Source organism: Streptomyces sp. NBC_00239 (assembly GCF_036194065.1).
GTDB lineage: Bacteria > Actinomycetota > Actinomycetes > Streptomycetales > Streptomycetaceae > Streptomyces.
Genome location: NZ_CP108095.1, coordinates 7,880,877 through 7,903,827 on the forward strand (window position 1 = coordinate 7,880,877; position 22,951 = coordinate 7,903,827).

Sequence of the window (22,951 nt, forward strand, 5' to 3'; positions counted from 1 at the left end):
ACGGACCGTCACTGACAGCGGTCAGGGACGCGGACGGCTCCGGCGCGTGACCCCGACGCCGGATCAGGCGGGGGCGCGGCGGTCGGCCGCGTCGAACCGGGCGAGCACCAGCGCCCCGTCCCGCAGGGCCCGTTCCAGGGCCGGCGCCACGCCGTCGTCCAGGCCGCCGACGGCCTCGGCCACTTCCTCGACCGCGTCCCGCACGATTTCGGCGGCGACCTCCACGGCCGGGGTGCGCGGCCCCAGTTTGCCGACGGCCGCGGCCGCTCGGGCCGGCGTCAGGAGCGCGGTGACCTGGCCGAGGAGCCAGCCGGGCACGCCGGCCGCGCCGTCCGCGGGCGCCCGGTAGGGCCGCGAGCCGTCGAAGCGCGCGTCCTCGGCGAAGGCGGGCTGCTTGAACTTGGCCACCGGGCGGGTGCCGGTGCCGGCGCCGTGCGCGGCGGCACCGCCCGCACCGGAACCGGGCCCGAGGGCGCTTGCCGAGCCGGCGCCCGGTGCCGTGTCCGGGGCGGCTGCGGCGGTGGACCACCACGGTCCCGCCGGTTTGACGACGAGACCCTCGGCGAGGTTGCCGGGCAGTGCCGGCAGTCCCAGGAGTTCCGGTACCCGGGTCGTGAACACCGGGTCCTGTTCCCGCACGTGGGCGAGGGTGCCCCGGGCGATCACCGGGGCGCAGTGCAGGCCCGCGGCGCCGGCCGCCCGGCGCAGCGCCCGGTCGCCGACCCACAGGACACCGCCGTCGATGCAGAGCGTGGCGTCGAACGGCAGCCAGTGCAGTCCGGGCGCGTACCAGACACCGGTCTGGACGGGTTCCGTCCCGGGCGCGGGCGGCACGTCGGGGTGCGGGTACCGGCCGCCCGCGAGTTCACCGAAGACGGTGACCGGGGCCGCGGCGTCCGCGCCGTGCTCGCGGCGCAGCGCGGCGGCGCAGCGCTCCGCGGCGACGGCCAGGGCGGGCCAGATCCGTCCGACGCCGAAGAAGTCGTCGAGGCCGCTCTCGCCGAGCAGTTCACGGCGCTTGGCCGGGCGCGCCCCGGCGCCGTCACACACGACGGCGAAGTTCGCGCCGTGGACCTTCTCCAGCGCCACCCAGGCGCGGGCCCGCGCCCCGCCCAGCCGGGCGCGCGAGGGGATCTTCGGGTACGGCGTCCAGTGGCCGTCGCTCATGCGTTCCGCCGCTCTGGTGCTGCTCGGGCAACCGGCTGTCGGGGTGCGCCCAGAGGAGCACGTCGGCGGGGCGCCCCGCGGGGGCTTGGGCCATTGGTGCCTCCGTCGGATGTGTGGGCGGGTGAGGGCAGTGATCGTAACGGGCCGCGGCGGCGGAGGGCCCGCGGATTTTCCGGCCGCCGGGCGGGCCGTGTTCCACGCCCCGTACTACACGGTCCTCGCCCGCACGCCCCGCGATCCGTGGGTCCGTGGCCTCCGGGGAATACGTCGCGCGGCCTCCCGTTCCCAGGTATAGTTGAATTGTAAACAACCTCGGGAAGGGGAACCATGCAGTTCGGGATCTTCACCGTCGGTGACGTCACGGCCGATCCGACGACCGGACGCACGCCCGGCGAGCACGAGCGGATCAAGGCGATGCTCGCCATCGCGCAGAAGGCCGAGGAAGTCGGCCTCGACGTCTTCGCCACCGGCGAGCACCACAACCCGCCGTTCGTCCCCTCCTCGCCGACGACGATGCTCGGCTACATCGCCGCGCGCACCGAGAACCTGATCCTGTCCACCTCGACGACGCTGATCACCACGAACGACCCGGTGAAGATCGCCGAGGACTTCGCGATGCTCCAGCACGTCGCCGACGGCCGTGTGGACGTGATGATGGGCCGCGGCAACACCGGGCCGGTCTACCCCTGGTTCGGCAAGGACATCCGCGACGGCATCGACCTCGCCGTGGAGAACTACGCGCTGCTGCGCCGCCTGTGGGACGAGGACGTCGTCACCTGGAAGGGCAAGTTCCGCACACCGCTGCAGTCCTTCACGTCGACCCCGCGCCCGCTGGACGGCGTGGCGCCCTTCGTGTGGCACGGCTCGATCCGCTCGCCGGAGATAGCCGAGCAGGCCGCGTACTACGGCGACGGCTTCTTCCACAACAACATCTTCTGGCCGGCCTCCCACACCGAGCAGATGGTCAACCTGTACCGGCAGCGCTACGCCCACTACGGGCACGGCACCCCCGAGCAGGCCATCGTCGGACTCGGCGGCCAGGTGTTCATGCGGAAGAACTCGCAGGACGCGGTGCGCGAGTTCCGGCCCTACTTCGACAACGCGCCGGTGTACGGACACGGCCCGTCCCTGGAGGAGTTCACCTCCCAGACCCCGCTGACCGTCGGCTCGCCGCAGCAGGTCATCGAGCGCACCCTGTCGTTCCGGGACTACGCCGGCGACTACCAGCGCCAGCTGTTCCTGATGGACCACGCGGGGCTGCCGCTGAAGACCGTCCTGGAGCAGCTCGACCTGCTCGGCGAGGAGGTCGTGCCGGTGCTGCGCAAGGAGTTCGCGAGCCTGCGACCGGCCGGCGTGCCGGACGCGCCCACGCACTCCGCCCGTGTGGCGGAGGCCCGGACGACCCCGAAGGAGGAGACGCGGGCATGAAGATCGTCGTCGTATCGGCGGGCCTGAGCTCGCCCTCCTCGACGCGGCTGCTCGCCGACCGGCTCACGGCCGCGACGCTGGAGCACCTGGACGCCGAGCCCCGGGTGATCGAACTCAGGGACCTGGCCACGGAGATCGCGCAGCAATTCGTCACCGGTTTCCCGCCCGCCCGCCTGGCCGCAGCCCTCGACGCGGTGGCCGCCGCGGACGGCCTGATCGCCGTGACGCCCGTGTTCGCGGGCTCGTACAGCGGCCTGTTCAAGTCGTTCTTCGACGTCATCGACAAGGACGCCCTCACCGGGAAGCCCGTGCTCCTCGGTGCGACCGGCGGCACGGCCCGGCACTCCCTGGTCACCGAACACGCCCTGCGCCCGCTGTTCTCCTACCTGCGCGCGCTCGTCCTGCCGACCGCCGTGTACGCAGCCTCGGAGGACTGGGGCGAGGAGGGGCTCGCGCAGCGCATCGGCCGTGCGGGAGCGGAGCTGGCGCGCTTCATGGCACCCGCACCCGAGCCTGCGCCCGTACCCACACCCACACCCACACCCGCTCCCGCGACCGTCGGTTCTGCGACCCCCGAGGCCGCCCGCGACGCGGTCCCTGGTGCCTCCCCCGACGTCAACACCGCCGCCGCGATCGCGCCCCGTTCGCTCACGGGGGCGATCACGTCGGTGGATCCGCAGGGCGGCTTCACGGTGGTGCCGTTCGAACAGCGGCTCGCCGCGCTCCGGGCCCGGTAGCCGGTTTCAGGACCCCGCCGGGGCGAGCCGGTGCTCGCGTACGCGCAGGTGGAGCGGCGAGGTCCGGCAGCGGGGTCGCCACCCCCCGAGGCCCGGGCGCGCAGGGTGAGGTCGGTCAGGACGCGGTCGGCCCCGGTGGGTCCCGCGTTCAGGAGGCCGCGGCCCGTGAGCTGTCGGCGGTACGGGTGGTCCGGTCGGGAGCGTCCCGGCCGGGGGCCGCCGTCGCCGGTGCGCAAGCGCCGGCCGGTGAGGCGGGTGCCGGGGCGGAGGGTGCCGGGCGCGGCCGGTAGCGGGAGACCGCGACGCCGGCCAGGCAGAGCGCTCCGCCGAGCAGGGTCAGCCAGCCGGGTGCCTCGCCCAGCAGGCCCCAGCTCAGCAGCACCACGATCGCGGGAACGGCGTACGTCGTGGCGCCGAGCCTGCCGGCGGGCATGCGGGCCAGGGCGTAGGTCCAGGCGATGAACGCGAGGGCGGTCGGAACGACGCCCAGGTAGACCATGTTGAGCGTCGCGGAGAGCGGCGCCCTCGGCAGCTCCGTGACCAGCTGCCCGGCGAAGGGCAGGCAGGCCACCGTTCCCGTCATGCAGCTGTACGCGGTGATCTGGAGGGGGGTGCCGAAGGACAGCGCGGGCTTCTGCGCGACGACGCCGGTGGCGTAGGCCACGGCCGCGAGCAGGCACAGGGCGACCCCGAGGACGGAGGTCGAAGCGCTGCTGTCGCCGGCGGACATGGACAGGCCCACGACGACGGCCCCGACGAAGGAGACGGTCATGCCCGACAGCAGGCGGGGCGGCAGCGCTTCCCCGAGCAGACGGGCCGCGAGCAGGGCCATCAGGATCGGCCCGGTGTTCACGAGCAGGGCCGCGGTACCCGCGTCGACCAGCCGTTCCCCCCAGTTCAAGGCGACCGTGTAGCCGCAGAACCACACCAGCCCGGAGATCACGATGCCCCGCCACGCCGCACGGGGCGGCAGGCCCTGACGGCGGATCAGCAGCAGGGCGCCGAGCACCAGGGAACCGGCCAGCAGTCGGCCGAGGGCCAGGGCCCCGGGGGAGTAGGCGGCGCCCGCGCTGCGGATGGAGACGAAGGCGGAGGCCCAGGCGAACACCGTGAAGGCAACGGCGCCGCCCGTGAGGAGGCCGGACGGTATCTGACTCGGGCGCAAGGACGTCATGCGCTCACCCTACGACAGAACACTTCGGCCGTCACCGAAATAAATCGGGGGGCGGTCAGCTCCAGGCGTCCGGGGTGATCCCCAACAGGTCCGCGAACGCCCGCTCGCCGGCCGGCGTCACCTCCAACCCGCGCCCGCCGCCCGCCGGCCGCACCACCCATCCCCGGTCCAGCGCCCGCGCGCACAGCCGCGCCCCCGCGACGCCCCCGAGGTGGCGGCGGCGCTCCGTCCAGTCCAGGCAGGCGCTCACCGGCCGCCTCCGCCCCTTGTGTTCGAGGTCGACACCCGCTTCCGCGCACCACTGCCGGCCGGCGTCCGTCAGCTCGAAAACGCCCTCCGTGCGGATCAGCCCGCGCCGCTCCATCGCGTCCGTCACCGCCATCCCCAGGCGCCCCGCGAAGTGGTCGTAACAGGTGCGGGCGAGAGCCAGCGGATCCGGCGCCGCGACCACGGGCGCCGCGTGCGCCGAGTCCCGGTCCGGAATCGCGTACGAGGCGAGCTCGTCGAGGAGGCGGGCCGTCGCGGCGTCGGCGATCCGCACGTAGCTGTGCCGGCCCTGCCGCTCGGTCACGCAGAGCCCCGCCTCGGTCAGCCGGGCCAGGTGCCCGCTGACGGTGGACGGTGCGACGGCGGTGATCCGGGCCAGTTCGCCCGCGGTCCAGGCGCGCCCCTCCAGCAACGTCATGCAGATGGCGGCCCGCGTCTCGTCGGCCAGCGCCGCGGCGAAGCCGGCGAGGAGAGCGGCCGGAGCGACGCCGTCCCGCGGCCTTCCGTCCCCGGATGCTCCGGTATGCGACTCGTTCATGCCACCAGCATGCCCCATCGCTTCGGTCAATGACGAAACATGTCCTGGTTGAGGGCTGGGCGGCCGCGGGCGGATGGCGGTTGGAAGCCGGGCGTAAACGGGACCAGAGCACCACACGGCGTGAAATCCCCGCATAGTGATGCCCCGGCAATGACCTGCGAGGAAGGGGAGGGCCATGGGGTACGGAGAGTCCGAAGGGTCCGCGAGGTTCACGGAGTCCTCGGGAGCCGTCGGGTCGGCGGGGCCGGTGGCGTCCGGAGGGGCCGTGGTGTCCGCAGGGCGGCCGGCAGTGCCGTCACTGCCGACGGTACGGGTGGCCGCGCCGCCCTTCGCGGCGGGCCGGCCGCCGGTTCCGGCCGGCCCGGACGGCTACGAGCTGGCGCTGATCCAGGACGGCGGGATGTGGATCGCGCAGGCGCGCAACGAGACGGAAGTGTCCGCGGGAGACCTCGTGTTGTGGAACCCCTCGCTGCCGCTCGACTGCCGGGGACTCGGCGCCTCCTGCGGCGCACCCTCGCGGGCCATCGTGCTGCACCTGCCGCGGACCGAGCTGCCCCTTCCCGACAGCAGCGTCGACCGGCTGCTGGCCACGAGCATGCCGGGCCGGGGCGGCGTCGGCGGGCTGTTGGCGCGCTTCCTCAGCAGCCTCGTACGGGAGGCCCCGGCGCTGTCCGAGCCCGATGCCGTCCGCCTGGGCCGGGTGACCCGGGAACTGGCCGCCGTGCTCCTCGCGCACCACGCGGGACTGCACGAGCGATTACCCGACCGGTCCCGCGCCTCCCGCCACCGGGAGCTCCGGGCCCGCATCGAGTCGTACATCGACGCCCGCCTCGGCGATCCCGGTCTGACCCCGTCGTCCATCGCGGCCCGCCACCACATCTCCGTACGGACCCTGCACTGGCTCTTCCGCGACCAGGAGCGGACCGTGGCCGCGGCGATCCGCGACGCGCGGCTGCGGCGGTGCCGGGCCGACCTCGCCGACGGCACCCTGGCCGGGGTGCCCATCCACGCCATCGCGGCGCGCTGGGGGTTCACCGGGCCGGCCGCCTTCAGCCGGGCCTTCCGGAGCGCGTACGGCGCCACCGCCGGCGAGTTCCGCGACGCCGCGGCCGCGGCGGCCGCCGGAGCTGTCGGGGCCGTTGGAGCCGCCTGATCCACCGGGGCCCCGAACGGCCGCGGGGCGCAGCCCGGATGATGGGCTGCGCCCCGCCCGCGCCGGTCAGCAGTTGACGACGAGGGAGCTCAGCCGGTCCTGGTGGTCGGCGCGGAGGTCGCCCCGGAAGCCCCAGGGCATGGTGCCGAGGAATCCGGTGTAGTCGGTGTTGTAGAACAGGTCCGCGGGGCCCCCGCCCTTGTTCCACGCGGAGCTCGCCTTGTCGTTGAAGGCGCTCGGCACCTTGTTGCGGCCGCACGACGGCACCACCCACAGGATGCCGCCGCCCCCGGTGTACTGGAAGAAACAGGTCTGCCCGTTCAGGCAGTTGTCGTAGGCGAGCGCGCCGACGTTCTCCCCGCTCAGGTGGTAGAGGCCCGCCACCGTGGAGTCCTTGACCACCCGGGTGTCCGCACTGGCGGCCGAGGTTCCTCCGACGACGACCGCGGCGACGGTGGCGGTCACGGCGAGCGCGGCAATGGACTTTCGCATGTTACGTCCCCTCAATGGCTGTTCGTGGTGGTTCATGGCGAGAGGCTCGGTGAGCCCCCGTCTGTTGCCCTTTCTTCCGGGCTGACACCACCTTGCGGGACGGGGGCCACCGCGGTCATTGGCCGCCGGTGCAGGCTTCCTTTGCAACCGGTGCAGCCCCCCCCGGCGGTGGCCGGGGGCCGCACCCGGCAGCGGCCGGCCGGGCGGGCCCGCGCCACCGGACCCCTCACCGGAACCGTCACAGTGCGTCGTCGCGCAGCCGGAGGACGTACGCAGCCGTCAGCGCGACCCCCCGGTCCTCGTCCTGCGACAGCACGGCGAGGGCACGGGACGCCTCAGGCCCCGGGACGCCGGCCAGTGCCTGGGCCAGCCGCCCACGGGCCGGCGCTCCGCCGGTGTCGTGGGCGAGACGGTCGACGATCCCGGTCGCGATCCGGCCCGCCGTCGCGCCGTCGCCGGCCAGCACGCTCAGCGCGTCGGCTGCCTCGACGTCGTTCCTCCCCGCCACGACCATGTCGAGGAGCACGGGGACGGCGTCGGCCACCCCACGCGCCCCGAGCACCAGAGCCGCACACCCGCGGACCACGGTGTCGGGACTCGTGAGGGCCTGCCGGAGGTACGTGGTGGCCTCATCGCCGGCCATCTCGGCGAGGCACCTAACGGCGCGTTCCCGCACCGCGGCCACCGGTGAGCCGAGGCCCTCGGCGAGCAGCGCCGGACCGCCCTCGCCCGATCGCGCCAGCGCCCACCGGAGGGCGCCGGCGACGCTCGGGTCCGTCTCGCTCAGCACCGCCTCGACCAGAGCCTCCACCGGTACCGGAACCTCGTCGACCGACGACAGGGCCGCGCGCTGACGCGTGCCGGCGCTCTTCGAGCCCAGTGCCCGCAGGAGCGCGACGACCTGGAGGGCGTCCTCCCAGTCGGCGGGGTCGGCGGCATCGATCCGCCGCAGCCGCGTGAGCAGTTCGGTCTCGGCCGCGATGCGTGCGCGTGCCTGGTCGATGAGGTCGCCGACGAGTGCCGAGGGCGTGAAGCCCGGATCGTCGAGGGCGCGCCCGATGTCCCGCAGCGACAGGCCCAGCGACCGCAGGCTCTCGATGTGGAAGATCCGTCGGACGTCGTCCGCGGAGTACTCCCGATACCCGGAGCCGGTACGGCCGGTAGGACGCACCAGGCCCAGCGACTCGTAGTGCCGGAGCATGCGGGCACTGACCCCGGACCGTCGCGCCACCTCACCGATAAACACGCCCTATCGTCCCTGCCGGCCGGAGCCGCCGAGAGCCACGACGCGCTTCGCCTCCTCGATCGCGTACTCGAATCCGGCGTCCGGATCGCGCAGCAGCCGCTCGGTGGCGAGCGCGTGCGCGTGCACGCGCGGGTCGGAGACCGCCGTGGCGGCACGCAGAGCCGGAACGATCACCTCACCCAGCGCGACCAGCGCCCGGCTGAGGCTCTGCTGCGTCTCCCGCTCGCCGCGCCCGAGCTGCGTCACCAGCGCCGCGGCCAAGGTGTCCTCCTCGCCCTCCGGTACGAGCACGACCGCGGCCCGCCAGGCGCTCCGAGCCACTTCGTCGTCCGCGTCCGACAGCAGCGACCGCGTGATCGCCGGCCACGCCCGCCGGTCCCCGATCTTGGACAGCGTGTGCAGCGCCTGGCTCCGAGCCTGGGCGCGGTCCGAGCGGACGGCGCGGACCAGCACGGGAAGCGTCACGGACACCGGATGGCGGGCGAGCGCCCAGGTCAGCATGTCGCGGACGAAGAACTCGGGCTCGCTCGCGCACCGTTCGACGAGCGTGTCCACGAAGCGCGGGTCCGGCGCCGTGCCGACCGCCAGAGCGGCCCGCAGGCGCACCGACGAACGGTCGTCCGCCAGCGCCCGCAGCGCCCGCGCCACCTCTGTGTTCCCTTGCGTGATCGTCATCGAGACCACCTCCTCGGCACGCAGTGAAGACCTTGTCACCGTGTCAAGGTCAAGCCGAGAGGGCGGTCCGGAACGGGCAGGGCCGACGCGGGCGGCCTTCCGATGCGCGATCATGCGGGTACGGAACGGGCACGGGCACGGGGGAGAACCGCGGTGGGAAACGAGCGGAAGGCGGAGACCGCGACCGTCGCGGCACTCGTCACGGCCGCGGCGGCGCAGGACCTCAGCGGCGCGCTGTGGCGGCTGCGCGGGACCGGCCGGCAGCTCGACGCCAACCTGGTGCGCCACCTCCCCGGCGCCGAGGTGGCCGTACACGCCGAGGCCGAGGTCGACGTGATGCTGGTCGTCGTCGCGGGCGCCGGGGTGCTGACCCTCGACGGCACACCGTCGCAGCTCCACCCCGGATTCCTCGGCCTCCTGCCGCGCGGCGCGTTCCGGGGGCTGTCGGCCGGCCCGGAGGGGCTGACCGTCCTGACCGTGCACAGCAGGCGTCGCGGGATGACCATCGACCGGCCCGCCCCGCCCCCGCAGTGCGAGGTGCACCTCGTCTGCGGACAGTGCCACCGCCACGCCATCGAGGTCGACGCCCGCCACTGCTCCGCCTGCGGCGCCCGCCTGCCCGGCCGTTCCTAGTGCTGTGACCGCACGAGGCCGTTCCCGGGCCGTCTCGTGCGCCAACGGAACCCGGTGGCGTCCGGAGCGGAAATCGGGAAGGCTCGCGCGCATGGTTTCGGTATTGCAGAACGTGGCGATCGACTGTGCGGATGCCTATGAGCTGGCCCGGTTCTGGAGCGGGGTGACCGGCCGTCCGCTGCACCCGGAGGACGAACCGGGTGATCGGGAGACTCAGGTGATGCTGGCGGAGGGCCCGGTGCTGTACTTCAACCAGGTGCCCGAGGCCAAGACGGCCAAGAACCGGATCCATCTGTGTCTGCGCCCGGAGACCTCGCGTGAGGAGGAGGTGGAACGGCTGCTGGGTCTCGGTGCCACCCTCGTCGCCGATCTCCGCAATCCCGACGGTTCCGGCTGGGCGGTCCTCGCCGATCCCGAAGGCAACGAGTTCTGCGTTCTGCGCAGCGAGTCCGACCGGGCCGCCCCCCAGGGCCCGCAGCGCTCCGGGGCGGCAGTGGTGTCACACCCATCATGACGACGACTTCCGCGAAGCCCCGAGCCGCCTGGGGGAGGCCGACTGACCTTCCGGCCGACGGCCGGTTCACTTCGCGGTGAGGGGGCGGTCCGCGGGCCGGTCGGTGTCGGTTCCGGCCTGGCGGACGGCGTCGCGGGCGGCCAGGGCGGCGCGCAGCGTCAGGACGTCGGCGCCGCGGGCGGCGTCCAGTCCGGTGAACTCCGTCGCCTTGCGCAGGCGGTAGTCCACCGTGTTCGGGTGGATCTGGAGCCGGGCGGCTGCCCGGCGCCGGTCGAGGCTGCACGCGAGGAAGACGCGCAACGTGTCGATCAGCTCCGGGCGCGCGTCCAATGGGCCGAGCAGTGCGGCGAGTCCTTCCCTGGCCGGGCTCGGGCGGCTCAGCTGGTATTCGAGCAGCACGTCGTCGAGCAGGTACAGGCCGGGCCCGCGGCCGGACGCCGCCGCCACCTCGCGGACCTCCCCGGCCAGCCGGGCGGCCCCGGCGACGCCCTCCGGCGCCGCGGCCGCCGCCGCGGCCAGCACCTCGGCGCCGCACGTCCGGCCGAGCTGTTCGACCATCGAGGAGAGCCGGTCCCGGTCCGCGGGGCCGAAGTCGGCGGCCGGCGTCTCGTACGGGAGGAGCACCAGCCCGCCTTCGGCGGACAGCACGGACAGCGGGACGCCGGTCGTCCGGCGCTGCAATTCGTTGCGCAGCCGCCGGAGTTTGCGGCGCGCGGCGACCGCGTGGTTCACGCCGGGCACCAGCTCGTCGGGGTGCGGCCCCACCGTGAGGCTCAGTACGAGGTAGCAGGGCGGCAGGCGGATGCCGGCGCGGTCGGCAGCGGCCTGCGGGCTGCCGCCCTCCAGCAGCCGGGCCAGCAGTGACTGCAGGGCGACCTGTTCGTCGCTCAGCGCCGTCTGCCGCTCCTGCACGTATCCGGCCGCGACCTCGCAGGTCACCAGCCTGAGGTAGGCGAGCAGCTGACGCTGCACCAGCAGGACGTCGTCCAGGTCGCCCGGTTCGGCCGTCGGGAAGACCTGGGCGGCGCACTCTTCCGCACCGAGGTGGTAGGCGCTGACCACGGCCTCCAGCGGGACACCCTCGTCGGCGCGCCGGGCCGACGACTCGCGGATCTCCGCCTGTTCGGCCGGGCCCGGCAGCTCGCCGGTGCGCAGCACCTCGGCGAAGCTCCGGATGCCGCGGGTCACCTGCTTGGCGATGTCCCCGCCCAAGTGTTCCGAAGGAAGCGTTCCGTATACGGGCAGCCGCTCCACGAGCCGGGCCATGACCGCGCGCTCCAACGATCCGGTGGCGGCCTGGAGCCGCTTGTCGACCGGAACGCCGCCGAACTGCGGCACCGGGACGCGGTCGGCGGCGTTGGACGCCATCACAATCCACCTCGCAAATCTCTGTTGTTCACCCCGCAGACGCGGCGCCTTACCGCATCCATGATGTTTCCGGGAGAAGTCCTACTGGTTGGTAACACGGCTGGCTGGTGGATGGCCAGAACGATGGCGGATCCTGCCGCATTGCTCACCGGACCTCCCCGTCCCCCCCACCCAGGAATCGAGGACACCGTGTCCAAGGCAGCCGTTCGCCTGCTCGCCCTCGCGGTCGCCACCGCGGCGGTGGCCATGACCGCCGCGCCCACGGCCACCGCCGCCGGCTCCGTACCGGCACCGACCGTCAACTCCGCGCCGGCAGCCGCAACCGCATCGGCAGGCGACGCGTTCTACGCGTACGACGGCGACGAGCCCCTGTCCGCGTTCGCACCGGGCACCGTGCTGAAGACCCGGACGCTGCGGTACCACCTCGTCGGCATCCCCACGCCCCTCCAGGCCGTCCAGCTGCTCTACCGCACCACCGACGCCCAGGGCCGGCCCTCCGCCAACGTGACCACCGTGGTGCACGCCCCGACGGGCGACGGCAGCAAGGCCGTGTCCTACCAGTCGTTCTACGACTCGCTGAACCCGGAGGACGGGCCGTCCCGGGCGATCGCCGGCGGCGTCACGCTCGGCGGCCTCATCCCCAACGCCGAGGCCGTCCTCCTGGCGCCGCTGCTGGCGCAGGGCTACGACCTCGTCATCCCGGACACCGAGGGACAGCAGGCGAACTTCGCCGCGGGGCCGGAGTACGGGACCAGCACCCTGGACTCGATCCGCGCCGCGACCAGGGCGGCGGAGAGCCGGCTCGACTCCGCCACCGCATTCGGCCTGATCGGCTACTCGGGCGGAGCCATCGCCACCAACTGGGCGGCCGCACTCGCGCCGAGCTACGCGCCGGACGTCAACCGCAAGCTGGTCGGCTATGCCGAGGGCGGCCTGCTCGTGGACCCGGCACACAACCTGAAGTACGTGGACGGCTCACTGGCGTGGTCGGGTGTCATCCCGATGGCGGTCATCGGGGTCTCCCGCTCCTACGGCATCGACCTCCAGACCTACCTCAGCAGCTACGGTCTGAAGGTGTACAAGGAGCTGGAACGCGGCTCGATCATCAACGCCCTCGGCCACTACCCCGGGCTGACCTGGAAGAAGATGGCGAAGGCGGAGTACGCCAACCCCAACTCGATCCCCGAGTTCGTGGACGCCATGAACAAGCTCAACCTCGGCTCGGCCGGCACCCCCACCATCCCCGGATTCATCGCCCAGGGCGACGCGGGCGTCCTGGAAGGCACCTTCGGCAGCCGCCCGGGAATCGGCACGGGCGACGGCGTCATGGTCGCCGGAGACGTACGGACGCTCGCCCGGCAGTACTGTGCGACCGGCAACTCCGCCGTCAAGTACAGCCAGTACGAGCTGCTCAGCCACACGACCGCAGCCGTCGCCTGGGCGCCCGTCGCCCTGGGCTGGCTGAACGACCGATTCGCCGGCAGGGCGGCCCCGTCCGACTGCGGCCGCATACCCGCCGGAAACTCCCTGGCCCCGGAGAAGGCGGCGCAGCTGCCCTGACGTTCCCCGCGAGGTCCTGCCGCCCCCGCCGGTGCGCCGGCGGCAGGGCCTCGCCTCAGAGGCCGGTGACCTTGCCCTTCGCCGACAGCTCGTAGACCAGGGTCACCGTACGGCGGCCGCCGGGCGGGACGGTGAGGTCCCAGCGGACGATGCCCTCGGCATCGACCGCGTCGGGCACCGGGGAGCAGGCCGGGGCGTGCAGGCGCACCTCCACTGCCGACACCTCGGCGACCGGGATCCGCTCCCGCAGGACCAGGAGCTGCTCGCCCAGGTCGCCGGGGCCGGAGAACCGGGACACGTGCAGGCGGACCGTGCGGGTGACCACCGTCCGCTGGGTGATCCCGGCCGACTCGCGGGACTCCTCCGTGTACCGCACCACCCGGCAGTCGTCGCTGCTGCCGAAGGCCAGCTCACCGGCAGTGCCGGGTGCGGTGAACTCCAGCGTGCTGCGCCCGCCGAACCCGCTGCCGCGGACCAGGTCCACGGGCCCGGCGAGCAGGGCGTGCCCCGACCGGTTGTCGAACCGCACCACTCGGGTGACCAGCGGGGACAGCTCGGGCGAACAGGCGTACTCGCTGCGTGCGGCCGTGGTGAAGGCGGACACGGGCACGCGGTGGGCGCGGCCGTCCCCGGGCACGGACACGGGCGCGGGGCAGTGCAGCACCCGGGCCTCGCCACCGTCGTCCACCGCCGGGAGACCCGCCACCGGGGCCGGACCGAGGGTCCCGATCTCCTCCTCGCGCAGCTCGACGTCGATCGTGCGGCGCTCCGCCGCGGAGCGGTCCTCAAGCGCCAGCCTGTCTTCGAACAGCCGCGGCGGCTCGGTGGCCAGCGCCGACCGGGCCGTCGACAGCGTCAGCCGTACGTCCGACCAGTCCTCGCCGGTGCGCTGCCAGACCACGGCGTCGGTCTCCAGCGTCAGGGATTCCCCCGCGAGCACGGCCCGGTAGGCGGGCCGCCACAGCGCACACGGGGTGAGGTGGCTCAGGCGCAGCTCGACCGGCCCGGCGGCCGCGCTCTCCACGGTCAGCTCGATGTGGCCGACCAGCTCGGCGGGCTGCTCCTCGGAGAGGTCCATCGCTCGCCGGAGCGCCCCGAGTTCGGCGTCGAGCGTCGACAAGTTGGCCTCCGCCGCGCGGAGTTGTTCGCCGTGCGTGTCTCGTTCCTCGTCGACCCGGTCCAGTTCGGCCGTCCAGCGCGGCACTTCGCCCTCACCGCGGCCGGCTTCCTCGCCGATCTCGCGCAGCAGATCGACCGCGAGGCGGCCCAGCAGGTCGAGGCGGGCGAGCAGCCGGTCGCGTCGCTGCCCGAGGGCGATCCGCTCCTCTTCGAGGGCGTGCACGCGGTGGCGCAGCGCGGAGTCGTCGGGGGACGGCCGCGGCCCGCGCGGCGTCCAACTGCGGACGAGCCGCACGTCGAGCACGGCGGCCGGGTGGTCGGCGGTCAGCTCGGCATGCAGGGTCCGGTCGACGGCCAGCGCACTGACCGGTCCGAGGACCAGCCGCCGGACCCCGGCATCGAGGTCGAGCACGACGGTGCGCTCGACGTGCGCGCGGTCCTCCAGACAGGTCACGGCGGTGACGGGAAGGGCGATCGGCTTCGGGGCCGTGGACACGGTTCTGTCAGCTCCTGCGGTTGCCGCCGGCCAGGGCCTTGCCGGCCGGGATACGGATCTCGTAGCCGCCGTCGAGGGCGACGGCGCCGCCGGACGGCAGATCCACCCTCCAGACGCGGGTCCCCGGTACGTGCCGCTCCGGTCCCGCGCCCCCGCCCTGCTCGGGAGCCGTCCAGTCGGCCCGCTCCTCGATCCGGACGTCCGATTCGGACGTGACGGGCACCCGCTCGCGGACCTCGACGGTGACGGGCCGCGCGAGCCGGTTGGCCAACTCCACGTGCACGCGGTGATCGAGCACGGTGGTGTTGCCGCGCAGCCCCGCGGTCGACTCGCGCAGGTGCGTACGGCGGGTGACGCGGATGCCCTCGGCCGGCCCGAGCCCCACCCGGCGGACACCGCCGGGGGCGAGCGTGGGAAGCGCCGCGGTCAGCAGGAACCGGTCGTCGACGGTGACCTCCACCGGACCGGCCAGCAGCGCCCGGTCGGTGGCGTTGGACAGCACCAGCGTCCCGTACACGGTCTGCTCCACGGACGGCACACACAGGTACTCGGTGTGGAGACCGACCGGAATCTCGGTGACGGTGACGGTGTGCCAGGTGCCGTCCGACGGGACGTCCGCGCGGGCGGACGCATCGAAGCGGTGGTCGAACGAACCCGCCGACTCGCGGGGCCGCACCGCGTGGCCGGGCAGCGGCAGCACTGCCACCGCTTCGGCGCGGCGCCGGTGCTCGGCCGCCACCGCGTCGAAGGAAGAGCCGGGGAACAGCCGGCCTCTGCGACCGCCGTGCTCCTCCGGGCCGCACAGGACGAGGGCGGCGTAGTCGAGCTCGGCGCCGCTCGGCTGCGGCGGCCCGGCCGGCGGAGGCGATGGCTTCGGCGCGGGCGGCGCGGCCGCGCCGGGGGCCGCCGGAGCCATGGCGGCGCGGGCTCCGGCGAAGGCACCGTCGCCGGAGCCGCGCGCGGCCGCGCCGTACGAGCCGCCGGGTGCCGCGAGCGCCGGCGGCGGCGGCCCGCCGTAGGCCTGGGGTGCCGGTGCCGCGGCTCGTAGGGGAGCCGGAGCGGGTGGCCGTGGTGCGGTTGAGCCGACCGTCGTGGGCAGGGACGGCGATCCGGCCCCGGCCGGCGCGGGTACGGCGGCCGGAGCGGGGGCCGGGCCTGCCGCGTCGTACCCGGCGAACAGGTCGCCCAGCCCCGCCGGCGGCTCCCGCCAGCCGGAGACCGTGGGGGCGGCCTGACGGCGTCCGACCCGGATCGAGCGGAGCTTCGGCAGGTCGGTCCGACGCTGTAGGTCGGCGGTGGCCAGGGCGATGCGTACGCCGGTCCAGTCCTCACCGGTGCGCTGGGCGACCGAGGCACGCAGCATCAGACGGCCGTCGCTGTCGCCCTGACGGTGGGTGAGGCGATAGGACGGCGCCCACACGGCGCCCGGCACGCCGTACTCCAGCTCCAGCGTCAGCTCCGGTTCCTCCAGGGCATCACCGCTCCCGTCGGCGGAGTCGGCGGAGTCGGCGGGGTCGAGGGAAGCGAGGGAATCGACGGCATCGAGGGAGAGGAGCACGGAGACGGTCGTGCTCACGTGCGCTGACGGTGTGTCCGTGGAGGCGCGGGAGAGCCTGTCCGCGGCGACGGCGAGCTCGTGCTCGACGTCCCGCAGAGCCGCTTCCAGCTCGACGAGGCGGGAGTGCAGGACCGCCAGCCGGCCGTCGACGAAGTCGGCGAGCTCCAGCCACGCGTCGACCGGGGTGCGGCGGTGCGGGTCGTCCCGCCTGCGCGCCGGCGGGACCGGGTGGAGTTCCCTGATCTCCTTGATCAGACCGATCTGCCGGTCCCGCCGGCCCTGGGCCGCCGCGTGCGCCTCGCGCAGCCGGTCCACCTCGCGCCGCAACTCGTCGGGCGTGCCGGTGCCGGTGCCGGTTCCGTTTTCGATGGTGGACGGCTCGGCCCCGGCCTCGACTTCCACCCGGGCCCCGGTGACGCGCCTGCCGGAGGCTCCCAGGACCCGGGCCCGCAGGGAGTCCGGGTCCATCGAGCGGGGCAGTCCCGTCACCCGCACCCGGCCGTCCGGCGGCACGACGCCCCGGGCCAGGCGGTGGCAGACCGCGCCCTGCGCGTACACCACGACCGAATCGAGGGTCGACCCCCACCTCTGTGCAGGCTCCACCGTCATGCGCCCCGCCCCCCGCCGTGTTCGTGCCGGAGCGGAGTCTAAGGGTTCCAGGGCCGGGCGCGGCAGCCGATAGGCGGCCCCACCACAACGACGGCCCGCAGCCGCGCACCTGACCCTTCCCGGTCAGGCACTGGATCGCGTACGCGTCTCTCAACGGCCGGGGTGTGCTGACCCACTGCGCACGGAAAATGCTCGCGGCCGGCGGCGGCTCGCGCCTTAGGCTCGGGGTGTGGACCCCGTCGAACTCGCCTGCCTCGTAGTGCCCTTCACGGCACTGCTGTTCGCGTGCGGCGGGCCGCGGGCGCGCCGGGAAGGACGGCGGCGCCGACCGTGGGCCGGTCTGTGGCCCGCGCGCGCCGTCGACCCGTACCACGCCGCCGTTGTCCGCTGGTACGGGGAGGACGACATCCAGGCCGCCGCCGCCCGCCTGGTGCTCGACGGGCTGGTGACCGTCAACCACCGGGGCACGCTCACGCTCACCCCGGTCGGCGCCGACCCCGCGCGCTCGGCCGGGCACCCGCTGCCGGACGCCCTGCTCGCCGCGCTGCGTCGCCGCACCGCGCCCGCCACCCTCGGCAACATCACGCTCCGGGACACCGAACTCGGCGCCGTACGCGCACAGTTCCACGCGGACGTCCGCCGCTCGCCCGCGGTCGTGGCCCGCCCCGAGGTCCTGATCGCCGTCGCGATGTGGCTGCTCCTCGCGGAGTTCGTGGCCTCCTCCTTGGTACTGATCGGCACCGCGCCACAGGGGGCCGGGGAGGGCGCCGCCGCCACCGCCACGTGGTGCGCGCTGGTCGCCCAGGTCGTCTGGTTCGGCCGGTACGGCCGCCGGCGCGGCGCGGCGGGCCGGATCGCCCCCTACACCGCACGACTCGAGAGGGCCCCGAGGCATCCGGCGCTCGTCGAACTGGCCCGGCGCGACGGGGAGGCCGTGACGCGGCTGCGCGTCAGCCGCGTGCGCACCCGCCGCACCCGCAACCGCGGCCGCAGGCGCAACCGGAACAACCCGCCGCGGGTCCGGCGGTAACTCGCTCGCCCTGGCCACGGGCCACCGCTGCACTGTGCCACGTCCCCTTCGGGCCGGCGGAGCCCCACCGGCCCGGCCGACGAGGAACCGGACAATCAGAAACCAGATCCGGTCACGCAATCTGTCGCACTCGCCAACTGCTGCCATGCTGACCGGGTTTGACGATCTGGAGGAGGTTCCTTGTCTCGAATATCCACGCTGGCGGTCGCGCTCACCAGCGCGTTGGCGCTGGTATCCGGTGTCGCCGTCACGGCGTCGGCGGCGCCCGCGGCGAACGCCGGAGCGACGGCCGCCGCTTCGACCACCCTGGCCACCGCCGGGGCGCAGGTCGACCCCGTCGACTGGACGCCCTGCAACCCGGACCCGTCCAAGCCCGACCCGAAGATCTACGACTGCGCCGTGTACCCGGTGCCGCTCGACTACGCGAACCCGTCCGGCGAGAAGATCGGCATCGCCATGATGCGCCGGCGGGCCGGTGATCCCGCCAAGCGCATCGGATCGCTCTTCCTGAATCCCGGCGGCCCCGGCGGCAGCGGCTACATGTGGGCCACCACCGCCCGCTTCGACCCCGGCGTCGTCGACCGTTTCGACATGATCGGCTTCGACCCCCGCGGTGTCGCCCGCAGCAACCCCCTGCGCTGCTTCACGACCAACGAGGAAGCCGACGGCGTCTTCTCCCGGATGCTCGTCGTGCCCGTCACCCGCACCGAGGTGACCGGCACGCTCGCGGCGACCCGGGACTACACGGGAGCGTGTGCCCGCAACGCCGGTCCGCTCATCCGGCACATGTCCACCATGAACGTCGTGCGCGACCTCGACCGGATGCGCCAGGCCGTCGGTGACGCGAAGCTGACCTTCGCCGGGTTCTCGTACGGCACGCTGATCGGCGCCACCTACGCCAACATGTACCCGGACAAGGTGCGCGCGGTCATCGTCGACGGCAACGTCGACCCGAACCTGCGCCTGCACAACGGCATGGAGTACGACCGCCAGCGCGCAACGGGCGGCTTCGAGCCCGCACTGGCCGAGTTCCTCAAGCGCTGCAAGGCCGCCGCCGTGCCGCGCTGCGCCTTCGCCGAGGGCGACACCCGCGCGAAGTTCGACGCGATCCGCGACCGCCTGCGCACCTCGCCGGTGAAGCTGCCGAGCGGGGAGGAGGTCACCCTGAGCACCTTCACCAGTCAGGTGGCCAACGCCCTGTACGCGCAGACCCGGCTGGCGCCCCTGGCGGTCTCGCTCGAGGCGCTGAACCAGGTGATCCGGCAGCAGCAGGGCCTTGCCCCCGCGGGCGCCAAGCTCGCCTCGCAGGCGGCGGCGGACCGGCTGGCCAAGCTCGCCCCGGCGGCGCTGCGCGAGGCTCCCGCCGACACCCCGTACACCTCGGACGACTCCTACTTCGGCGTCAACTGCCAGGACAAGCCGTACCCGTCGAACCCGGGCGTGTTCGCGCTCGCGGCCCGCGTCTGGGAGCGGGGCGCGCCCACCTTCGGCCGCTACCAGGCCTTCGACTCGCCCACCTGCGCGACCTGGCCGTCGCCCGCCCGCACCTCCGAGCAGTACGCCGGGCCCTGGAACCGGCGGACCGCGAACAAGGTCATGGTCATCGGCAACACCTTCGACCCGGCCACCCAGTACCGCTTCTCGCAGCGCATGCAGCGGCAGCTCGGCAACGCCGTGCTGGTGACGGTCGACGTGATCGAGCACTGCGCGATCGGCCGGAGCAAGGCCCTGAACGCGCTAGTGACCTCGTACCTGGTGGACGGGACCGCGCCGAAGCCCGGCCAGGTCCTCAAGCCGGACCTGGACCCCTTCCCGCTGCCGGCGACCTGAGGCACCCGCCCGGACGCCGACCGGCACCCGCGACACCACCCCGGGCGCGGCGACGGTGGCACCCGCCACCGCCGCCGCGCCCGGCCCGCGTCACCCGAACGGGCACCCACCCGGCTCCTTCGCGTGCGGGGGACGGGAGCTGTGGTTTCCTGACCACCGCGACGCAATGTTGCCAGGTGACTACACGAGGTGAAGGGAATGGTGTCGTGAGCGTTCTGGACATCAAGCTGGACCGGTCGTTCGACGTCTTCGACTCGGACCGCGACGGGCGGCTCGAAAAGGCGGACGTCATCGGCCTGTCGGACAAGCTCGCCGAATCGCTCGGTGTCGCCCCGGACGCCGTCAACGTACTGCGGGACTCGCTGTCGGACCTCTGGGACACCGTCTTCCAGAGGATGGACAAGAACGCCGACGGCGGCGTCGACCGGCAGGAGTTCCGGGCGGCGTTCCGGGCCCGGATCGTCACCGACCAGAACCGGATCTGGGAACGGATCCGGAACATGAGCAACGCCTGGACCGAGCTCGCCGACCGCGACGGCGACGGCATGCTGAGCCGGGAGGAGTACACCTCGCTGCTCCACGGCATGTTCCGGCTGCCCCGGGAGACCTTCGACGAGGCGTTCAACCGCCTGGACGTCGACGGCGACGGGCAGTTGAGCCGTGAGGAGATCAGCTCCGCGATGAAGGAGTACTACACGAGCGAGGACTACTCGGCCCGCGGGAACCAGTTCTTCGGGCGCCTGTGAGGATCGCCTGAGCGCTGTCCGGGCGACGCCTGGGGGCGTGTCCTCCCGCGCCCCCTCCTCGCCCCCTCCCGGCCGGCTCCTCGCCCCTCCGCAGCGCCCTCCGCGACCCCTCCCCGCCGCCCACCGTCCCGCCTGCCCGCAGTGGCCCCTCCGGAGCCGATTCGTATCGCCTTCCCGCTCGTTGACCGGAAGCGAAGCCGATTGATCGCTCACACCCCTGGAGGACCCCTTGACGGCCGATGTCGCACTGCCGGTGATCGTTCTCTCCGACCCCGACCCGCTCCGCCGGCACGAGACGGCCGAGCTGGTCCAAAGCTGGTACCGGACCTCGTTCCGCGTGCTCCAGGTCGGAGGGCCGGCGGAAGTGGTCCGGGCACTGACCTCGCTGGCCGAACGGAAGGTGCCCGTGGCGGCCGTGCTCGCCGACGAGGCCCCGGACCCGGCCGCCGCACAGCACGCCGGCGTCCGCTGGCTGCCGCTCGCCGGGCATCGCGGCGCCGCCTCCGACGCCCCCGCCGGGGCGGTGCCGGGCCACGAGAACCCGGCCGAGCACATGCGGGGCGTGCTCGACGATTCCCTCTGCACGTGGAACGCCGACTGCCACGGGGACCTGCCGACCGCCGAGGTGCGCGGGAGCCGCTTCTCACCCGCCGCCTACGCGGTACGCGACTTCCTCGCCCGCAGCGGCGTGATCTTCCGCTGGCTGCCCGAAGAAGCGGTGCAGGACGCCCCGGTGACCGTCCGGCTCGGCGACGGCACCGCGATGGTGGACCCCTCGATCAGCGAACTGGCCGAGCGGCTCGGACTCATCCGCCCGGCCGCGCAGGACCACTACGACGTCGCGGTCATCGGCGGTGGTCCCGGCGGCCTGTCGGCGGCGGTGTACGCCGCCGCCGAGGGCATGAGCGTCGTCGTGATCGAGGACGACGCGCCCGGCGGGCAGGCGGGCTCGACCTCCCGGATCGAGAACTACCTGGGCTTCCCCGTCGGCCTCACCGGCGGCGATCTCGCCCAGCGCGCGTTGCAGCAGGCCCGGCGGGCCCGCGTCGAGTGGCAGCCCACCCGGGTGGCGAGCCGGGTGACCCCGACGGGCACGGGCGGGCACGCCGTCGAGTTCGTCAAGGCGGGCACCGACGAGGCGGCGTCGGTGACGGCGGCCGCGGTGGTGGTCGCCACGGGCGTGGACTGGAACCGACTGAAGGCTCCCGGCGTCGACCGCCTGCTCAACTCCGGCGTGTACTACGGCTCCTGCCTGTCCGACGCCCCCTCGGCCGCCGGGGAGGACGTGTACATGGTGGGCGCGGGCAACTCCGCAGGACAGGCCGCCCTCTACTTCGCCCGCTACGCCCGCACCGTCACCTTGTGCGTGCGGGGCACCGACCTCGGCGCCGCCATGTCGAGCTACCTGGTGCAGCGCATCGAGCGGACCCCGGGCCTGAAGGTCCTCCTGGGCACCGAAGTGTCCGAATGCCTCGGCGAGACCACCCTCACCGGGCTCAGGCTCCGCGACCGCGAGGGCGGCGAGCGCACGGTCCCCGCGCACTGCCTCTACGTCCTGATCGGCGGCCACCCGTCGACGGACTGGCTCGGCGGCACGCTGAAGCTCGACGACCGCGGCTACGTCCTGACCGGAAGCGGCGGCGCCGGCCCCGACGCGCTGCCGATGGAGACGAGCCTGCCCGGGGTGTTCGCGGTGGGGGACGTGCGTGCCGGGTCCGTCAAGCGGGTCGGCGCCGCCGTGGGCGAAGGGGCCGCCGTCGCCCAGTCGTTGGTCGAGTACCGGCGCCGGCACCCCGAGCGCTTCCAGGACGCCCGAGCGGTCTGCGGCTTCTGACGGACACCACCCGTCCGCGCGCCCTGACCGCCGGGCTGCCGTGACCGCACGGGCGGTCACGGCGCACCCCCGGCCGGGGCCGCCGACCGCGCGCGGCGGCCCGTGTGTCGGTGCGCGCGGGCCGGGCCGCCGGTCTATGGTTCAGAGCCACCGTCCCCGGAGGGAGCGGCAGATGACCGATACGGCGATGCTCGACCTCGGCCCACAGACCCGGATCGTGGCCGGTCTCGTGGCGGGAGTCCCGGACGCCCGCCTGACCGACCCGACGCCGTGTCCCGCGTACGCGGTCACCGAGCTGCTGGGCCACCTCGCGGGCCTGGCAGCCGCGTTCCGTGACGCGGCCCGCAAGGACCTGGGCGCCACGACGGGCAGCGTCCCCGACGCCGCCGCGCTCTCCCTGCCGGCCGGCTGGCGCGAGGAACTGCCCCGGGTCCTCGGCGAACTGGCCGAGGCGTGGCGGGACCCGGGCGCCTGGACCGGCATGACCCGCGCGGGCGGCCTGGACCTGCCCGGCGACATCGCGGGCGCGGTGGCCGTGGACGAACTGGTCATCCACGGCTGGGACCTGGCCCGGGCCACCGGCCAGGACTACGCGCCCGATCACGCCGCACTGCGCGCCTGCCACGCGTTCCTGCTGGAGGCGGCCGCGGACGAGAGCCGCGGCGGGGGCATCTTCGGACCCGTCGTGCCCGTGTCGGACGACTCCCCGCTGCTGGACCGCGCCGTGGGACTCAGCGGGCGCGACCCCCGCTGGACACCGCCGGCGTCTTCGTAAGG

The 22,951-nt window shown here is 74.0% G+C and carries 20 protein-coding genes; 11 read left to right on the forward strand and 9 right to left on the reverse strand.

Features of this window, described 5'->3' with window-relative positions:
- Positions 1-63: 63 nt before the first annotated feature.
- Complete coding sequence (locus tag OG764_RS34845) at positions 64-1,167, reverse strand: RNA ligase family protein (protein ID WP_328972334.1); 1,104 nt, start codon at positions 1,165-1,167, stop codon at positions 64-66.
- 327 nt (positions 1,168-1,494) lie between these two features.
- On the opposite strand from OG764_RS34845, the gene OG764_RS34850 reads away from it, so the two are divergent.
- The gene (locus tag OG764_RS34850) at positions 1,495-2,595 is read left to right on the forward strand and encodes an LLM class flavin-dependent oxidoreductase (RefSeq protein WP_328972335.1); all 1,101 of its coding nucleotides are present in this window, start codon (positions 1,495-1,497) and stop codon (positions 2,593-2,595) included.
- Positions 2,592-3,332, forward strand: a complete 741-nt coding sequence (locus OG764_RS34855; protein ID WP_328972336.1) for a CE1759 family FMN reductase — start codon at positions 2,592-2,594, stop codon at positions 3,330-3,332. The genes OG764_RS34850 and OG764_RS34855 overlap by 4 nt, the downstream gene beginning before the upstream one ends.
- Positions 3,333-3,480: 148 nt before the next feature.
- Here the strand turns inward: OG764_RS34855 and OG764_RS34860 are convergent, their stop codons facing one another.
- Together OG764_RS34860 and OG764_RS34865 are read right to left on the reverse strand one after the other, a co-directional pair.
- On the reverse strand, positions 3,481-4,506 hold the full coding sequence (locus OG764_RS34860; RefSeq protein WP_328972337.1) for a DMT family transporter: 1,026 nt from the start codon (positions 4,504-4,506) through the stop codon (positions 3,481-3,483).
- 55 nt (positions 4,507-4,561) lie between these two features.
- Positions 4,562-5,311, reverse strand: a complete 750-nt coding sequence (locus OG764_RS34865; protein ID WP_328972338.1) for an ArsR/SmtB family transcription factor — start codon at positions 5,309-5,311, stop codon at positions 4,562-4,564.
- 289 nt (positions 5,312-5,600) lie between these two features.
- On the opposite strand from OG764_RS34865, the gene OG764_RS34870 reads away from it, so the two are divergent.
- Positions 5,601-6,464, forward strand: a complete 864-nt coding sequence (locus tag OG764_RS34870; RefSeq protein WP_328972339.1) for a helix-turn-helix domain-containing protein — start codon at positions 5,601-5,603, stop codon at positions 6,462-6,464.
- Between the two features lie 66 nt (positions 6,465-6,530).
- Here the strand turns inward: OG764_RS34870 and OG764_RS34875 are convergent, their stop codons facing one another.
- From OG764_RS34875 to OG764_RS34885, 3 genes are all read right to left on the reverse strand, one after another.
- Positions 6,531-6,956, reverse strand: coding sequence for a peptidase inhibitor family I36 protein (locus OG764_RS34875; protein ID WP_328972340.1), 426 nt, complete (start codon positions 6,954-6,956; stop codon positions 6,531-6,533).
- Positions 6,957-7,194: 238 nt separating this feature from the next.
- Positions 7,195-8,202: a MerR family transcriptional regulator gene (locus tag OG764_RS34880; RefSeq protein WP_328972341.1), complete on the reverse strand. Its 1,008-nt coding sequence runs from the start codon at positions 8,200-8,202 to the stop codon at positions 7,195-7,197.
- Positions 8,203-8,205: 3 nt separating this feature from the next.
- Entirely contained in the window at positions 8,206-8,877 is a 672-nt protein-coding gene (locus OG764_RS34885) for a HEAT repeat domain-containing protein (RefSeq protein ID WP_328972342.1), read from the reverse strand.
- A gap of 153 nt (positions 8,878-9,030) precedes the next feature.
- On the opposite strand from OG764_RS34885, the gene OG764_RS34890 reads away from it, so the two are divergent.
- Both OG764_RS34890 and OG764_RS34895 read left to right on the forward strand, forming a co-directional pair.
- Positions 9,031-9,510, forward strand: a complete 480-nt coding sequence (locus OG764_RS34890; protein ID WP_328972343.1) for a cupin domain-containing protein — start codon at positions 9,031-9,033, stop codon at positions 9,508-9,510.
- Between the two features lie 91 nt (positions 9,511-9,601).
- Positions 9,602-10,024 carry a VOC family protein gene (locus OG764_RS34895; protein ID WP_328972344.1) on the forward strand — a complete coding sequence of 141 codons (423 nt, stop codon included), beginning with the start codon at positions 9,602-9,604 and terminating at the stop codon, positions 10,022-10,024.
- 66 nt (positions 10,025-10,090) lie between these two features.
- Here OG764_RS34895 and OG764_RS34900 read toward each other — a convergent pair whose 3' ends face one another.
- Positions 10,091-11,392, reverse strand: a complete 1,302-nt coding sequence (locus tag OG764_RS34900) for a PucR family transcriptional regulator (protein ID WP_328972345.1) — start codon at positions 11,390-11,392, stop codon at positions 10,091-10,093.
- 189 nt (positions 11,393-11,581) lie between these two features.
- On the opposite strand from OG764_RS34900, the gene OG764_RS34905 reads away from it, so the two are divergent.
- On the forward strand, positions 11,582-12,952 hold the full coding sequence (locus OG764_RS34905; protein WP_328972346.1) for a lipase family protein: 1,371 nt from the start codon (positions 11,582-11,584) through the stop codon (positions 12,950-12,952).
- Positions 12,953-13,007: 55 nt separating this feature from the next.
- Here the strand turns inward: OG764_RS34905 and OG764_RS34910 are convergent, their stop codons facing one another.
- Together OG764_RS34910 and OG764_RS34915 are read right to left on the reverse strand one after the other, a co-directional pair.
- Positions 13,008-14,567: a mucoidy inhibitor MuiA family protein gene (locus tag OG764_RS34910; protein WP_328972347.1), complete on the reverse strand. Its 1,560-nt coding sequence runs from the start codon at positions 14,565-14,567 to the stop codon at positions 13,008-13,010.
- 7 nt (positions 14,568-14,574) lie between these two features.
- The gene (locus OG764_RS34915; RefSeq protein ID WP_328972348.1) at positions 14,575-16,734 is read right to left on the reverse strand and encodes a DUF4139 domain-containing protein; all 2,160 of its coding nucleotides are present in this window, start codon (positions 16,732-16,734) and stop codon (positions 14,575-14,577) included.
- A 229-nt stretch (positions 16,735-16,963) separates the two neighbouring features.
- Between OG764_RS34915 and OG764_RS34920 the strand changes: the two genes are divergently transcribed.
- The 5 genes from OG764_RS34920 to OG764_RS34940 all read left to right on the forward strand — a co-directional run bounded on the left by OG764_RS34920 (position 16,964) and on the right by OG764_RS34940 (position 22,949).
- Positions 16,964-17,764: a hypothetical protein gene (locus OG764_RS34920; protein WP_328972349.1), complete on the forward strand. Its 801-nt coding sequence runs from the start codon at positions 16,964-16,966 to the stop codon at positions 17,762-17,764.
- Between the two features lie 180 nt (positions 17,765-17,944).
- Positions 17,945-19,594 (forward strand): alpha/beta hydrolase, encoded by a 1,650-nt coding sequence (locus tag OG764_RS34925; protein WP_328972350.1) that lies wholly within the window; start codon positions 17,945-17,947, stop codon positions 19,592-19,594.
- A 206-nt stretch (positions 19,595-19,800) separates the two neighbouring features.
- Positions 19,801-20,340, forward strand: coding sequence for an EF-hand domain-containing protein (locus OG764_RS34930; RefSeq protein WP_328972351.1), 540 nt, complete (start codon positions 19,801-19,803; stop codon positions 20,338-20,340).
- Between the two features lie 229 nt (positions 20,341-20,569).
- Positions 20,570-22,174, forward strand: coding sequence for an NAD(P)/FAD-dependent oxidoreductase (locus tag OG764_RS34935; protein WP_328972352.1), 1,605 nt, complete (start codon positions 20,570-20,572; stop codon positions 22,172-22,174).
- 172 nt (positions 22,175-22,346) lie between these two features.
- A complete protein-coding gene (locus OG764_RS34940; protein WP_328972353.1) occupies positions 22,347-22,949 on the forward strand; it encodes a TIGR03086 family metal-binding protein in 603 nt (200 codons plus the stop codon).
- Positions 22,950-22,951 lie beyond the last annotated feature (2 nt).